The sequence below is a fragment of the Butyrivibrio sp. CB08 genome (assembly GCF_003625485.1).
Classification (GTDB): domain Bacteria; phylum Bacillota; class Clostridia; order Lachnospirales; family Lachnospiraceae; genus Butyrivibrio.
This window is the reverse complement of sequence record NZ_RAIR01000001.1, coordinates 595,205-611,485: the sequence shown is the minus strand read 5'-3', so window position 1 is coordinate 611,485 and position 16,281 is coordinate 595,205. Positions and strand designations below refer to the sequence as shown.

Genomic DNA, 16,281 nt, shown 5'->3' with positions numbered 1-16,281 from the left:
TGACTCCCATGAGTCAGGGTTTTCTACTTATTATGAATTTGATAGTGATGTGATCACATCTCTGATACACTGAAGAGACTTAGCTGCAGTTTCAGGTTTGGTATCTTCTAGTGTTGCGTGAATAAATGGCTTCTTCTCAAGAGCAAACTTTATTATGCTCTCGTATTTCATCTCACCAAATCCGCATCCAACGCTCTTTACGCTGTCCTCCATAAGAATGGAATCTTTAAGGTGTATCATGGCTATATCCTTACCAAGAAGGTCTATGGCTTCATCTATCACCTCATATCTCCTGTCATAGTTGTCTGTCCAAAGGAGATTCACAGGGTCAAAAATGATCTGAAGATTAGGGGAACCTATGCGATCCAGAACCTCTCTTGCCCTCTTCGCATCATACACGATATGTCTGTAAACAGGCTCAATGGCAATGATAGTTCCAGTACTCTCTGCGCACTTAACAACAGGCTTAAGGTTAGTGATAAAAGTATCCAGCGCCTCCTTTGAGTGGCAGGCCTCTTTATCGTAAGTGTATGTTTCATTGGGAGCACCAGTCTCAGTTCCAACCATTCCGCATCCAAGAACAGATGCAAAACGAAGGTGAGCAAAGTACTTCTCCTGGGTCTTTTTTAGAGCTTCCTGATTGGGATTAGCGAGGTTTAAATAGCATCCAAGTACAGCAACATCCAGATCAGCTTTTCTGAAGGCATTTCTAAGATACATTGCATAACCGGGATTTAAAGCGTCAGTATCCGCAGTTAATCCAGGAACCTTTGAAAGGGCAATATGCACACAATCAAATCCCTGTTTCTTAATATCAGCCAGTCTCTCCTCAAATGGGAGCTCTTTTGTATCATGAAATCTTATTCCTATCTGCATCACTTTGTAGTCTCCATTCTGTAGAATATTCCCTTTTTCTCCATTAGCTCCGCAAAGCTTCCAACCTCTGCAATAGTGCCCTTGTCGATAACTATGATCTTGTCAGCTTTTTCAATGGTAGCAAGTCTGTGGGCAACAATAAAGGTTGTGCACTTGCTGGAAATATTATCAAGGGCGTAGGACACCTCTTTTTCAGAGATGGCGTCAAGAGCAGATGTAGCCTCATCCAAAAGAATTACCTTTGGATCCCTTATAAGGGCCCTTGCAATTGAGAGCCTCTGCTTCTGGCCTCCAGAAAGCTTATCTCCATGCTCACCAACTATTGTATCAAGTCCATTTGGAAGCTTGTCTATAACGCTTCTAAGCCCCGCCTCCTCAATAACCTGATCAAGTCTCTCCTGCGTAACTCCAGTCGTTCCATAAAGAATATTGTCACGGACAGTTCCGGAAAACAGTATCGTATTCTGTGGCACAACAGCCAGCTGCTTCCTGTAGCTCTGTAGATTGATGTCCTGTATATCTTTTCCATCAATGAGGAGCCTGCCACTTGTTGGCATTCCAAAGCCTACAAGAAGGTTCATGATAGTACTCTTGCCTGCGCCTGATTCTCCAACAAATGCCACAGTCTGTCCCGGTTCAACATGGAAGGAAAGACCTGTGATCATCTCCTCATCGCTGTCAGGATAAGCATAGCCAGCGTTTTCAAAATCAAACTCTCCCCTGATCTCTCCGATGTCTTCCTTGCCTGTGCTGTCCTCTATATGTGGAGATTCAAGGATCTCCCCAATACTGGTAACTGATTCAAGTCCCTTTGAGATGATAGGAAGGAGGGTCAAAAGAGATGACACCTGCCCAACAATAGTCGTAAAGTAGCTCTGATAAAGAACCACATCACCAACCTGTACCTTGCCAGTCACTGATAAAACAGCTGTAAAGGTAAGACACATTATCTGCGCTATCTGGAAGATTGCCCAGCTTACAGCTCCAAACTGTCCCTGGATTATATCAAGGGAATAACCAGCCTGGGCAATTAAGTCCACCTGGGTGTCCATTCTGTTTATCTCTTCATCCTCAAGTCCGTGGGCTCTTGTTACAGGAACCAGCTGAACCATTTCCATGACCTTGGCACTGGTCTCTTCCATCTCTTTCCTGAACTTCTGATTGTGCTTCTTTATTGGCTTTTTAAAGCTGACAACCAGTACCGCTGCAATAGGAACGGTAAACAGGAAGAACAAAAACACGATCAAGCTCTTTGATACAGTTACAGTAAGAGCGACGATAACGTTGATGAATATATTGATAAGTGAAACAAAAAGCTGATCAGATAATGTCTCAACAGCCTCCACGTCCCTTATGATCTTGGACTGCAGTCTTCCCGAGAGCATCTCCTTTTGGTGAGGAATAGACAGTACCTGGATCTTGTGAACCAGGGCGCTTCTAAGTCCCGCCTCAACCTTTCTCACAGCTCTGCTCCTAAAGTGTATGTGCAGGTGATTCATAGGGACGTTCAAGATCAAAAGAAATACCATGAGTACCGAATCAAATGCAATGATCCTGTAGATATCAGGATTGTGGCTGGTCACATTATTGATGATATTAGCCGTAATTATTGGAAGCACCCATACAGGGCTGTGCTTGATTATGTAAAAAACAGTGGACCAAAAGAAATTCATGTAGAGCCCTTTGTAAAATCCAATAAGGATCTTAAGAGGATTGCCCCTGTGCTTTTCAAAGCTCTCAAAATATACCTTTGTATCCAGATTTACAGAATTGTTCATTCTAAATATGTTCCTCACAAAACATGTTTATCTATCGAAAAATTATAGCTCATCTACTCTCACATAGCTAAAATCAGCATATCCATGATCTTTGGGATTACCTGCGCAAAGAGCATAGATTCCAATCTTTGCTCCAACCCAGGTATGATCAAGAGGTGTATATGTTACTCCAAGATCAAGAGCCTCTCCATCTGGAAGAATAAGGTCCATGGATAAAACGGGTTCCCTTCCTCCATAAGGAACATTCACATCCTGATAGTACATATCCTCTCCTGACGCCTTTTCATCCTCATGCTTAAAGGTCATTCTGATGGTCAGATCCTTAATAAGCTCAGATAGATCAATGGCTCTTTCGTTAGCCAATCCGGACAGAGAAAGCTCTTTTTCTGTGACTTCGAACTTATCCTTGTCAGAGCCCGCAGATCTGGCTATTTTGAGAATATAGCTATCCTCATTCTTTTGGACATAGGCGGTTATGTACTGTCCGCCAGTCATGCATACTCCGGCTCTTTCACCTTCTCTAAGGCCCAAAACGTCAAAGCAGATATCCGCCACAAACATTGGATAGATGATCTTCTGGGTAAGAACATTGGCACTTTTCCAGATTATTGGCTCATCTTCCCCTGAAGGGTTTAATGCAAAAAGCCTTAATCCATTTTCTTTATCAGTAGCTGTGCAAAAGTCGTTTCTATGATTTCCAAGCCACTGCCAGCAAAGGCCATATCTGCCAGATGGGAAATCATCTGAAGCCTGCAGATTAATTCTATCAGAGGGTAAAGCTCTTTTAACAGGAATATCCTGTTCAAAAACTGGCTCTCCGCATCCATCTGCGTTTCCATCTTCGCCTATAACTGGCCAGCCTTCCTTCCAGGAAACAGGCTGAAGATGACATATTCTGCCATACAGACCTCTGTCCTGAAAATGAAGAAAGTACTCTTTTCCATCCTGCGTATCAACAAGTCCTCCCTGATGAGGTCCGTTGATCACAGTACTGCCCTTATCCATGACTGTTCTGATCTCATATGGTCCATGGATATCACGGCTTCGAAGAGCCACCTGATAGCCATTTCTCACTCCTCCTGCAGGAGCAAGGATATAGTAATAGCCATCTCTTTTGTAGACCTTTGGTCCCTCGATAGTTACTGCAGGGTGCCGAGGGTCATTGCCATCGAAAATAAAACGGTCCTCAGAGATTGCAGTAAGTCCATCAGGGCTTATCTCAAAGATTCCAAGGATGCTCTTAAATCCAATCCTGCTCTTGGCATAGCCATGGACAATATAGGCCCTGCCATCATCATCCCAGAATGGGCATGGGTCAATAAGTCCCTTACCCGGAAGAATGCAGACTGGCTTTTCCCACTGCCCAAGAGGATCCTTAGTCCTTACTACATAGTAGCCTTCATCTGGCATTCCATAATAGATATAAAACCATCCATCATGATATCTGATTGAAGGTGCCCATATCCCTTCAGAATGCCTTGGAATATCAAAACGCTCCTCTTCGATATTATCTACAGCGTAGTTTACAAGCTCCCAGTTTACCAGGTCTTTAGAAGTAAGGATTGGAAGCCCTGGGGTGTAATTGAAGCTACTTGCTGTCAAATAGAAAGTGTCGTCTACTCTTATAACATCAGGATCGCTGTAATCAGCAAACAGAACCGGATTCTGAAATTTACCATTTCCCAAATCTGAATAGCGCATCACGCACCACCTTAACCATTAGTTTCTATATCCATAGATTGCGAAAGTAAAACGTCATCTGCAATAAGGCTCTTATATGGGTCTCCAAGCTTTGTGATGGCTCTGGCGATCATCCCCGCATAGAGCATTGCTCCTTCATACTTAAGATGGGAGTTATCTGTCTTGCCTTCAGGAGCCCAGCTGGCCTCTCCCTTTTCAAGATTCATGTAGTATTTCTTAGAGGCCTCATCTCCTGTTTTTTCAAGGAAGTCCCGGCTCTCGGTAAAAAGATCTACCACAGGCACGTCAAACTTTTCCCCTGCCTCTTTCATACCCTTAACATACTCGGTATGCTCAGATTCCTTAAGCTTACCATCTTCATAAAAGAGCCTTCGCTCAACAGAGGTAATAAAAACCGGATAAGCATTCTTATTTCTGGCAACGTTCACAAACTTACCAAGGTTTTCAATAAACTCTCCGTGAGGTTCAGTATATCTGGATGGGTCCTGCTTCTTTTCGTCGTTGTGACCAAACTGGATAAAGAGATAATCCCCTTTAGTAATGTCATTGTAAATAGTAGCCAGTCTGCTCTCATCAATAAAGCTCTTTGTACTCCTGCCATTAACAGCATGGTTTACAACAACCACATCCGCTTTTGTGTATCTGTCAAAAGCCTGACCTATGCCAGTCTGCGGATATGTTGAATACTTGTTGGTTGCTACAGTTGAATCTCCTGCCCAGAATATATGCCTCATGATAAACTCTCCTAAAAAACGCCGTTCAAGTCAAACATTAACCTGAACGGCGTATTCTACAATTTGTAAATATAGCAGGTTACTCTTTTACAGCACCTACGTTAACACCCTTTACAAAGTACTTCTGAAGGAATGGATACAGAAGCATGAAAGGAAGTATAGCGCATACGATCGCTGAGTAGTACAGAGTACTCTGAGAAACCTTATAAGCTGTTGTCGGCGTATCGCCATCCATGACCATAACTCTCAGGATATACTGGAAGTTAACCTGATCACGATTTGTGATGTAGATCTGAACTGTTGAATAATCGTTCCATACAGTTACAGCAAACATAAGTCCGATTGATGCAAGAGCTGCCTTTGAAAGAGGAAGCACGATCCTGAAGAAGATTCCCATAGGAGAACATCCATCGATCTTGGCCGCTTCAAAAAGCGATCCAGGAATACCTTCAAAGAAGTTTCGCATCAGTACCAGGTTGTAAACGTTCATACCATGTTTAACAACCAGGATCCACATCTTATTAACAAGACCAAGCTGTTTCATAACCAGGTACTCAGGGATCATACCACCTGAGAAGATCATGGTGAAAAGAAGGAAGTAAGCCATTGCTGTTCTTCCTGGCATCTCATACTGTGAAAGAACATAACCACCAAGTGTACTCATTACAAGACCAAGGAGTGTTCCAAGGATTGTTGTAACAACAGAGTTTACAAATGGATGATAAAGCTTGGATGTATGGATGATAGTACGATATCCATCCAGGGTTGGCTGATTAGGGAACAACTGGAACTTGTACACACCAACTGCGTTAAAAGAATCAACTACTACCTTCCAGATTGGGATAAGGACTATAAGTCCAAGCAAAATAAATACTATGTAATTAACTATGTCAAATGCGTCGGTCTTTTTCTTTCGACCTGCAGCAAATTCTACTCTTTTTGCCATCGTAAGCCTCCTTAAATGATTCCACGTCCGCGAACTCTCTTACTAGCTCTGTTGCAGATAAGAACAAGTGCGCAGCCTACTACTGATTTGAAAAGACCAACTGCAGTTGAATAACCATAGTTTGGAATAGCTGTCATGAAGGTCTTACGATAGATGTAAGTTGAAATAACGTCTGAAACATCAAATACTCGGTTGTTGTACATAACGAATACTGACTCGAAAAGGTTAAGAACCTTAGCAAGGTTAAGGATCAGCACGATGATGATTGTGTTAAGGAGTTCAGGAACTGTCACATACCAGATCTTCTGAAGTCTTGTCGCACCATCGATATCAGCAGCCTCGTAGAGCTCAGGGTTGATACCAGAAAGTGTTGCAAGGAAGATTACAGTACCCCAACCAGTTTCCTTCCAGATGTTTACCAGGTAGTAAACATGTCGCCACAAGCTGGTTTCATGCATGAAATCAATGCTCTCTTTGATAAGTCCCCAGTTCTTTAAAGTCTCGTTGACGAAACCAGTTGAAGATGTTGAAAGGAAAAGTGTAAAGATAGCTGCTGTAACAGTCCATGACATGAAGTGTGGAAGGTAAATAACTGTCTGCAGTACCTTCTTGGCAAAGAGGTTTGCCATCTCATTGATAAATACTGAAACAATAACAGCAGTACCGGTTGTAATAAGGAGCTTGATGATAGACAGCTCCAATGTATTAGTAAAGGCCTTCCAGAAGTCTGCATCTGAGAACATCTTGGTGAAGTGCTTAAGGCCAACAAATTCGATTTTCTTTAAGGTGTAGTCGTAGAAAGCATATCTGACACCCAGCATAGGCCAATAGTATACTATCAGCACATAGATAAATACAGGAAGAAACATCAGATAGAAGCCTCTGTGATTCCAGATGCGCATTCCAAGTGGTTTCTTATTCAGAGTCTGTCCTGTGGACGTAACCTTTTTTGTTTTGCTCATTCTCTTGCCCCATTCATTTAAAAAATATAACTTGGATTTTGTTTGTTGATCGTAAATGAAAAAAAGAAATTGTTTTTAGTTCTACATGGGCACCGCCTAAGCGGTGCCCACATAGTTGTTAGATATTTTTAAGAAAAAACAAAGAGTCAAAAATTACTCAGCGCTGTTAAGCTCCTCGAGGATTGTGTTGATTGTATCGCCCCACTTTGACTGGTAGTCAGCGATAGCATCTTCTGCTGTCATCTTACCAGCTACAACGTTGTTGAGGTATGTTGTCTTATCTGTAGCAAGATCTGCCTCAACCTCTGTAAGTGTCTCTGATGAAGGAGACTGAGGTGCATCTACACAGTTCTCTGTGAAGAACTTGTTACCAGCTGTTACAAGAGGATCATTATCAATGAATCCGTTTGTAAGAGGTGCAATAACAAGTACTGGATCAAGGTGGTTCTTCTTCCATACAGCGTTAGGATCGTTAGGAGACTGCTTAAGGTGGAACTCACCCTCTGCGTACTCGTAATCCTTCTTCTTGTCAGGATCGTCTGGGTTTGTTGTGAATGACTCAGCGTGTGTTGACCAGTGAACGTCCTCAGCACCATATGTCCAAAGTGTCTGAACCTTGTCACCGTCAAGCATTGTCTCGATAAGTGCATCGAAGATAGCCTGCTCACGAGCGTCGTTTCCATCACCATCATCTGTGATTACCCATACAGGAGCCTCACGGTTAAGGTATCCGCCCCATGTATCCTTGATCTCCTTGATAGGAGCAAGCTGAACGAGTCTGTCATCGCCAAGATCAGCGTCTACATCGTTCTTGTCAAGGTTATCTGTAAGTGTTCTAAGCCATGTTCCAGCCCAGTATGTGAATACACCTTCAGAAGTTGTCTGGTCGTTTGAGAACCATTTCTCACGAGCAACCTTAGTTGTAGCTTCCTCTGTATCCTTATCGATTACGCCATCAGCATAACCCTGAGCAAGTCTGTTAAGAGCATCGATTGTAGCCTGCTCCTGGAAACCGTCTACCCACTGATCGCCATTCTTGTAGATAGCTGGGTAAGCGCCCTGCCAGAACTCTGGCATGTAGTTGATGTAAGGAGCCTCGTCAAGCTTACCAAAGCCTGCTGCGATAACACCTGTCTGTCCATCCTTAGTAAATGCCTTAAGCATGTTGTAGTAGTCATCAAATGTCTTGATATCGTCGATCTTAAGTCCAGCTGCATCAAGCCATGACTGCTTAACATAAGTAACACATCCGTTACCATATGTAGGAGCAAATGCATAAAGCTCACCGCTTGCTGTCTTCATGTTCTCGTTGATTGAAGGAAGTGTAACTCTTGACTGGAACTCTGCATTAGCATATGCATCAGCCATGTTCCAAAGAATTCCTGTTGTCTGGTACTGCTTGAACATTGTAGCGCTCATGATAAGAGCATCTGGATACTGTCCGTCACCAGGCTGTCCTGTTGTAAGGAGCTGAGCTACATTGTCCTTGTAACCTGAGTGCTCAGGCTGGTTGATGTGAAGAGTGATTGGATGACCAATCTTCTCTGATACAGCCTGCTCCCACTGCTCGATGAAAGCGTCCTGTCCGTTATCAACGTTAGCTGTAAGTGTTCCGTCTACTGTGATGTAGAGGTCTGTGAGCTCATAGTCCTCTGCTGCAGAGTCTGCTGTATCTGTAGCAGCTGCATCACCTGACTGAGCTGATGTGTCAGATGACTGAGTGTCTGTGCTCTCTGGAGCTGCTGATCCGCAAGCTGCAAGAGAAGCTACCATTGCTGTCGCAAGAAGTAATGATAAGACTTTCTTTTTCATTGTAATTCGTTTCCTCCCTAGAATTAGTTTTGAAAGAAAAAATGTAAGCGTTTTCACTTACTTGTGTATGTACTGTAACATGTCTGATAATCCTTTGCAAGTAGCAATTTTGTAGGATTTGTAACAAACTTGGGCACTTTTTCTGTGAAATGCCCTTTTTAAGGCATTTCCGAAAGCTCTTACATATCTAAAATTTACAATAAAATTTTGTCATTTTAAAAAAATCGACCTTGTTTTATAAAAAAATGACCAACAGACACCATATTTTGATATGTATCCGTTGGTCATAATGCATAACAGGGTTGTTTTCTTATGTAAGATATGTCATGGGCAGTTTTATAATGTTACACCCCTCTTCCATATCGCCATGTCATGGAAGCCTGCAATTTCGCTCTTAAGCTTCTCTCCTGAAGCTGTCCTTACAATTTTTTCAAAAAGTTCGTCTGTAAGCTCTTCAAAAGTCCTTCCGTCCAGTATCTGTCCGGCACTGTAATCGATCCAGTTAGACTTTTTTGATGCGATAGTGTTGTTACTTGCAATCTTCATAGTTGGAACAGGACATGCAAAAGGTGTGCCTCGTCCTGTTGTAAAGAGGACTATCTGGGCTCCTGCACTTGCAAGAGCTGTAGCTGCACAAAGGTCATTACCTGGCGCACAAAGGAGATTGAGTCCAGTAACATCTGTCCTGTCGCCATACTCCATTACGTTCATAACAGGATAATCACCGGATTTCTGTGTACATCCAAGAGATTTATCTTCAAGAGTAGTAATTCCACCAGCCTTGTTTCCAGGTGAAGGATTCTCATAAATAGGCTCACCCTGTCTGGTGAAATATTCCTTAAATCCATTGATCATATTCACAGTATCGTTAAAGGTCTTTTCATCCTTACATCTGTTCATAAGGATAGTCTCAGCTCCGAACATCTCAGGAACTTCAGTAAGTATGGATGTTCCGCCGTACTCAATTATCCTGTCAGATATCCTTCCGACAAGAGGATTTGCTGTGATACCTGAAAATCCGTCGCTTCCTCCGCACTTAAGTCCGATAACCAGCTTTGAAAGATCCGCATCTTCTCTCTCATCCTTTGAAGCAGCCTCAATTATTTCCTTAAGAAGATTAAGACCATCTTCCATCTCATCATCTGATTTCTGGCATACCAGGAACTTAACTCTCTCCTTATCATACTCCCCGATATAAGGCATAAGTACATCTATATTGCTGTTCTCGCAGCCAAGTCCAAGGACCAAAACTCCGCCCGCATTTGGGTGATTGATAAGATCAGCAAGGATAGTTCTTGTGTGTTCCTGATCATCACCAGTCTGGGAACACCCGTAGTTATGTGTAAAAGCAACTACTTCATCTATATTACCTTTGATATAAGAGTTGGCTTCTTTTGCAAGAGCAGTGGCTATGTTATTTACACAGCCAACTGTTGGAATGATCCATATCTCATTTCTTATTCCAACTTTTCCGTTTTTCCTTACAAATCCCTTGAATGCGCCCTTTCTAGTGGCCATCTGGGACTTTTTCTTTTCTATATCATCAGTATCAGGAGTGTATTTGTAATCAAGAATACCTTCAAGATTAGTCTTGATATCATGGGTGTGCACCCATCTTCCAGTGGTAATATCCTCTGTTGCATGTCCGATTGCATATCCGTACTTAACGATGTTTCCGCCATTTGAGATATCCCTTATTGCTATCTTATGTCCAGCAGGGATATCATCACTAGCTACGATCTGTCTTCCATCTGAAAGCTCGATACTCTCTCCTTTTTTAATCTCCTCAAGACATACAACTACATTGTCTTCAGGATGAATTTGTAAAAATCTGCTCATATAACCTACCTCTTTTTCAAAAATGTTCAAAACATCTGTAAGCGTTTACACTAAAATCATATATTCAATGTTGTGCTACGTCAACGAATTTTTCTATTGTATTTGGCTCTGGGCTCTAGTATAATACTGTTTGAAAAAAACATGAAAATGCTTTCATGAAATAAAATATGTGGAGGGTATAGCAATGAAAAAGTTTATGGACAGAGATTTCCTTCTCCAGACAGAAGCTGCCAAGGTTTTATATCATGATTATTCAGAGAACATGCCAATCCTTGACTACCACTGTCATATCAGCCCTAAGGAAATCGCTGAGGATCGTCATTTTGAGACTATTACTCAGGTGTGGCTCGGGGGAGATCACTACAAATGGCGTCTTATGCGCGCATTTGGTTTAGATGAGAAGTATATGACTGGCGATGCTTCAGACGAGGAGAAGTTCCTCATGTTTGCTAAGTGCCTTGAGAAGGCTGTTGGTAATCCAATTTACCACTGGGCACATCTCGAGCTTCGCAAGTATTTCGGATACGATGGCATTCTTAATTCAAGAACAGCCAAGGAAGTTTACGACCACTGCAACAAGGTTCTTCAGTCTCCTGACATGAGCGTAAGAAAGCTCATCAAGATGTCTAATGTTACTCTCATCTGCACAACAGATGATCCTATTGATACGCTTGAGTGGCATGACAAGATCAAGGCTGATACTTCTTTTGATGTTAAGGTTCTTCCTGCATGGAGACCTGACAAGGCCAAGAATATCTTAAAGCCTGAATTTGCTTCTTATATCAAGACTCTTTCAGAAGTAAGCGGAGTTAAGATAGACTCTTTTGCATCACTTAAGGATGCTCTCAGAGTAAGACTTGACTACTTCGCAGAAAAGGGATGTAACGTAACAGACCACGCTCTTGAGTACGTTATGTACCGCCCTGCTACTGATGACGAGATCGAGGCTATCTTTAAGAAGGCAATGAACGGCGAAGCTGTTTCTTATGAAGAGAGCCTTAAATACGAGACTGCATTCATGCTCTTTGAAGGTGAAGAGATCACTAAGAGAGACTGGGTTATGCAGCTTCACTTTGGATGCAAGCGCGACAACAATACTCCTATGTATGAGAAGCTTGGTCCAGATACTGGTTTCGATACTATCGGTGCTTACTATCCTATGGGTGAGCTTGCAGATTTCCTTGATGCTCTCCACAAAAAAGGAACTCTTCCAAAGACTATCCTTTACAGCTTAAACCCTAGCGATAACAAGATCATCAACACAACTCTCAATGCATTTAACGAGGCTCCTACTGTTGCCAAGATCCAGCAGGGAAGCGCTTGGTGGTTCAATGATACCAAGCTTGGTATGGAGCAGCAGCTTGAGTCAGTTGCTGAGTCTGGTAACCTCTCAGGCTTCGTAGGAATGCTTACAGATTCAAGAAGCTTCACTTCATATACAAGACACGATTACTTCAGAAGGATCCTCTGCAACTACCTTGGTGGTCTTGTAGACAACGGTGAGTTCCCAGAGGAAGAGCTTCCTGTACTTGGTGAGATTGTAAAAGATATCTCCTACAACAATGCAGTCAGATATTTCAAATTCCCATTAGAAACGAGATAACTTATGAGTAACCAGATGACTATCTATGACATTTCCAAAAAGGCTGGTGTATCCATTGCCACTGTATCCCGTGTTCTTAACGGCAGTGCCAATGTTAAGCCCAAGACCAGGAAAAAAGTCATGGACATTATTGAACAGTACGGATACAAACCCAATGCTTTCGCCAGAGGACTTGGTCTTAATTCCATGAAGACTATCGGTATCCTCTGTGCTGATGCATCTGACCTGTATCTTGCCAAAGCTATCTATTATATCGAGCAGAATCTCAGAGAGAATGGTTATCACACCATCCTTGGATGTACTGGATATGAGCTTGAAGGAAAAAAGGAATCTCTTAATCTCCTGCTCTCCCAGCACGTTGATGCGGTTGTAATGATTGGTTCTAACTTTATCTTAAACAACCCTGAGGACAACCAGTATGTTAGAGATGCAGCAGGCCAGGTACCTATCATGCTCCTTAATGCTGACTTTGACTGCAACAACGTGTACTGCACTCTCTGTGATGATTACAAGGCAACTCAGGATGCCACTGAACAGATGCTTTCAAGCGGAGCCAATAATATCCTTTACCTTTACAACTCCAATTCTTATTCAGGACTTCGCAAGCTCGCAGGATATCAGAACGCTCTTTTATCCCATGATATTCCTCTTAAAAAAGAGCTTATGCAGTGCTTTAAGGGAAGTCATGAGGACATCGATGGTGTTAAGAGCTTTGTTGAATCCATCTGCAAGAAAGGTATCAAGTTTGACGGTATTGTAACCAGCGATGATTTCCTTGCAATTGGTGCTATGAACTTTGCAAGAGCAAGCCATGTCAAGGTTCCTTCAGAGCTTCAGATTGTTGGCTACAACAACTCAATTCTTGCGCACTGTTCAGAACCTGAGCTGTCTTCTATTGATAACCGTCTTGAAGATATGTGCATTCAGCTGGTTAAGACTCTTATCGGCACACTCTCTCAGAGCGAAATGCCACAGAAGACCATCTTCTCTGGTGAGCTGGTAAAGAGAGGCTCCACAAGCTTCTAAGTATTGATAAACAAAACCCACTTATATACATTTATTTAAAAAGCTCAGTAGCCTTTTTGTGGTTACTGAGCTTTTTACTATAATTATGTTATTAAGTAGCATCTGTTCATCAGAGTTCTGATGTGCAGTGAGGGCAACGTGTTGCCTCGATGTTGATCTCGCTCTTGCAGTGAGGGCAGATCTTGGTTATTGCAGGAGCTTCTTCCTTTTCCTTCTCAAGCTTAGCTGAAAGCTTATTCATGGACTTAACAATAAAGAAGATAACCAGTGCCATGAGAATAAAGTTGATAACTACGGTAATGAAGGTTCCATAGTTAAGTGTTGCTGCACCTGCTTCCTTGGCAGCTTCCAAGGTGTCATAGGATCCTCCGTCGAGAACGATGAACTTGTTGTTAAAGTCTACGCCGCCAGTAAGAAGTCCAATAAGTGGCATGATAATGTCATCTACGAGAGATGAAATGATTTTCTGAAATGCACCGCCGATGATAACACCGACTGCCATATCAAGAACATTGCCTCTCATGATGAACTCACGAAATTCCCCTGCAACGCCCTTACTCTTTCCTGCTACATCTTTGATTTTCTCTGTCATGTTCCCCTTCTCCTCTCAAAAAATTCATACACTTCCATTATTATATCACTGCTTACGCGAACGATGCATACAAGATTTGCTTCGCATATCTTGTCCGCGCGTCGCTCTTGTGCACTCTACTCTGCTTACTCAAGCACCGCCCTGCTTACTCGAACGATGCATACAAGATTTGCTTCGCAAATCTTGTCCGCGCGTCGCGCGGTATAAAAAATGAGATATAAAACCAGCTTTGCAAGCGAGCTTGCAGCTGGTTTATATCTCATTTTTTGCATCGTTTGAGTAAGCAGGATACGGGAATCGGACCCGCCTCTTCAGCTTGGGAAGCTGACATACTACCGATGTACTAATCCTGCGCGCTACTTTATTTATTGTAGTTAAAGAAAGTCGATATTTCAAGACTATTTGCCTATTCTGTTTGATATAATGGTATAAAGAAAACCGCAATTTCAGACAAGGAGACGACGCTTATGGCAAACATGGGAATCATCGCATTGGAATCAGCAATACACTCTGGCGAAAGGGTTAATGACCTGCTTAAGGAATGGAGAAAGGATAGCGATGGCTTCCTTATCCCATGTGAGTGCCCACGCTTTGGAAGTGGTGAAGGAAAAGGCATAATCAGAAATTCTGTAAGAGATAAGGACATCTATATCCTTGTGGATGTAATGAACAATTCCCTTACCTATAAGATGGACGGCGCACCAAACCGCATGTCTCCTGATGATCATTATATGGATCTAAAGCGCGTCACCGCTGCATGTAATGGCAAAGCTTCAAGGATAACAGTTATCATGCCATTTCTATACGAAGGTCGTCAGCACAGAAAGACCACCAGAGAATCCCTGGACTGCGCTGTGATGCTGCGAGAGCTTGAAAACATGGGCGTACATTCCATCATAACCTTTGATGCTCACGATCCAAGGATGCAGAATACTCTTCCGCTCCACAGCCTTGAGAACATATCTCCTGCTCTTCAGTTCACTCAGGCCCTTCTTACTGAGTACGAGGATATCACCTTAGACAGTGATCACCTTATGTTCATCGCTCCAGATGAAGGAGCTACTGAAAGAGTTGTATTCCTTGCTTCACTTTACGGAATCAATATTGGAATGTTCTACAAGAGAAGAGACTACACCCGAATCATTGAAGGCTGTAACCCGATAATAGCCCATGACTTCTGCGGAGCTTCTGTTAAGGACAAGGACTGCATCGTAATTGATGACATGATCTCATCTGGCGGAAGTATGCTGGATGTATCAAGGCAGCTCAAGGACATGGGAGCAAAAAGAGTCTTCATCTTCTCCACATTTGGCCTGTTCACCAACGGTATGGAGAAGTTTGATAAAGCCTATGAAAAGGGAGAATTTGATAAGATCTTTACCACTAACCTCATCTATCAGAAGGAAGATCTTCTAAAAAGAGAGTATTACTACAGTGTAAATATGAACCGCTATATTGCAGCTATCATTGATACCATGAACAAGGGCAAATCCTTATCAGGCCTCACCAAGCCGGCTCTTAAGATTAAAGAGATGCTTGATACCTATAATAAAAAGTAAAACAAAAAAGAAGCGCTCCGTAAGGAGTGCTTCTTTTCTATAGTTCACTGTAATGTCTGAATTCGAATCCAAGCATGGTCATATCATCAAACTGCTCGGCGTTACCTTTGAATATGTTTACACTTTCAGCAACTGCAGGGAGCGTGGCTGTCATGGTCTCGTTTTTGACAATATTCAACGCTTCTATCATCCTGTCTGTACCATACTGCTGTATATTCTCATTGATCGCTTCAGGAATTCCATCGGAGTAAACAAAGACCTTATCTCCAGGCTCAAGTACAATGTCATATTGTCTCGCCTTAAGTCCTTCCATTGCCGCAAGAGCAAGGGAATGTTTGTCTTTATAAAGCTCATAATCGCCAGAAGCTCTTTTGATAGCAGGATACTCATGTCCTGCATTAGCGCAGGTAAGAAGTCCTGTAGGAAGATCCAGAATTCCAATCCACGCTGTTACAAACATCTCCGCGTCATTGCCCTCGCAAAGGGCTTCGTTGGTCTTTTCGATGATGTCAGCTGGCGTTCCACCCTCCTGGGCAAATGTCCTTATTGAAGTCTTACTTCTCATCATGAAAAGAGCTGCTGGTATACCTTTACCAGATACATCTGCTATTACAAATGCAATCCTGTCTTTATCAACATGGAAGAAATCATAGAAGTCACCGCCAACTTCCTTGGCAGGCTTCATAGTAGCAAATATCTCAATCTCATCCCTGTCCGGGAAGATAAAGGACTTAGGAAGTGATGAATCCTGAATAGTCTTGGCAAGAGTAAGCTCCTGCTCCATTCTCTTTTCCGCAGCCTCAATATATCCCTTAAGAGCAACTACCGTCTCATTGATGTCATCAGAGAGCGT

The 16,281-nt window shown here is 42.5% G+C and carries 13 protein-coding genes and 1 tRNA gene; 3 read left to right on the top strand and 11 right to left on the bottom strand.

Annotated features, from left to right (window positions below):
• Window positions 1-30: 30 nt before the first annotated feature.
• From D6855_RS02705 to D6855_RS02670, 8 genes are all read right to left on the bottom strand, one after another.
• Window positions 31-876, bottom strand: coding sequence for a sugar phosphate isomerase/epimerase family protein (locus tag D6855_RS02705; RefSeq protein ID WP_120737760.1), 846 nt, complete (start codon window positions 874-876; stop codon window positions 31-33).
• Window positions 876-2,654: an ABC transporter ATP-binding protein gene (locus tag D6855_RS02700; RefSeq protein WP_120737758.1), complete on the bottom strand. Its 1,779-nt coding sequence runs from the start codon at window positions 2,652-2,654 to the stop codon at window positions 876-878. Before D6855_RS02700 ends, D6855_RS02705 begins: the two co-directional genes overlap by 1 nt.
• Window positions 2,655-2,696: 42 nt before the next feature.
• Complete coding sequence (locus D6855_RS02695; protein ID WP_120737756.1) at window positions 2,697-4,355, bottom strand: glycoside hydrolase family 43 protein; 1,659 nt, start codon at window positions 4,353-4,355, stop codon at window positions 2,697-2,699.
• Window positions 4,356-4,366: 11 nt separating this feature from the next.
• Entirely contained in the window at window positions 4,367-5,089 is a 723-nt protein-coding gene (locus D6855_RS02690; protein WP_120737754.1) for a rhamnogalacturonan acetylesterase, read from the bottom strand.
• A gap of 79 nt (window positions 5,090-5,168) precedes the next feature.
• A complete protein-coding gene (locus D6855_RS02685) occupies window positions 5,169-6,035 on the bottom strand; it encodes a carbohydrate ABC transporter permease (protein ID WP_120737751.1) in 867 nt (288 codons plus the stop codon).
• A gap of 11 nt (window positions 6,036-6,046) precedes the next feature.
• A complete protein-coding gene (locus D6855_RS02680) occupies window positions 6,047-6,997 on the bottom strand; it encodes an ABC transporter permease (protein ID WP_120737748.1) in 951 nt (316 codons plus the stop codon).
• Between the two features lie 153 nt (window positions 6,998-7,150).
• Complete coding sequence (locus D6855_RS02675) at window positions 7,151-8,809, bottom strand: ABC transporter substrate-binding protein (protein ID WP_120737745.1); 1,659 nt, start codon at window positions 8,807-8,809, stop codon at window positions 7,151-7,153.
• A 336-nt stretch (window positions 8,810-9,145) separates the two neighbouring features.
• Window positions 9,146-10,648 carry a UxaA family hydrolase gene (locus D6855_RS02670; protein WP_120737743.1) on the bottom strand — a complete coding sequence of 501 codons (1,503 nt, stop codon included), beginning with the start codon at window positions 10,646-10,648 and terminating at the stop codon, window positions 9,146-9,148.
• 184 nt (window positions 10,649-10,832) lie between these two features.
• Between D6855_RS02670 and uxaC the strand changes: the two genes are divergently transcribed.
• The gene (uxaC, locus tag D6855_RS02665; RefSeq protein ID WP_120737740.1) at window positions 10,833-12,251 is read left to right on the top strand and encodes a glucuronate isomerase; all 1,419 of its coding nucleotides are present in this window, start codon (window positions 10,833-10,835) and stop codon (window positions 12,249-12,251) included.
• A 3-nt stretch (window positions 12,252-12,254) separates the two neighbouring features.
• Window positions 12,255-13,277, top strand: a complete 1,023-nt coding sequence (locus tag D6855_RS02660; protein WP_243111769.1) for a LacI family DNA-binding transcriptional regulator — start codon at window positions 12,255-12,257, stop codon at window positions 13,275-13,277.
• A 109-nt stretch (window positions 13,278-13,386) separates the two neighbouring features.
• On the opposite strand, the gene mscL is transcribed toward D6855_RS02660, so the two are convergent.
• Complete coding sequence (gene mscL, locus D6855_RS02655; protein WP_120737738.1) at window positions 13,387-13,869, bottom strand: large conductance mechanosensitive channel protein MscL; 483 nt, start codon at window positions 13,867-13,869, stop codon at window positions 13,387-13,389.
• Window positions 13,870-14,151: 282 nt separating this feature from the next.
• Window positions 14,152-14,222 (bottom strand) — tRNA-Gly (locus D6855_RS02650).
• 114 nt (window positions 14,223-14,336) lie between these two features.
• On the opposite strand from D6855_RS02650, the gene D6855_RS02645 reads away from it, so the two are divergent.
• Window positions 14,337-15,428: a ribose-phosphate pyrophosphokinase gene (locus D6855_RS02645; RefSeq protein WP_120737736.1), complete on the top strand. Its 1,092-nt coding sequence runs from the start codon at window positions 14,337-14,339 to the stop codon at window positions 15,426-15,428.
• Between the two features lie 37 nt (window positions 15,429-15,465).
• On the opposite strand, the gene D6855_RS02640 is transcribed toward D6855_RS02645, so the two are convergent.
• Window positions 15,466-16,212, bottom strand: a complete 747-nt coding sequence (locus tag D6855_RS02640; RefSeq protein ID WP_120737734.1) for a PP2C family protein-serine/threonine phosphatase — start codon at window positions 16,210-16,212, stop codon at window positions 15,466-15,468.
• Window positions 16,213-16,281 lie beyond the last annotated feature (69 nt).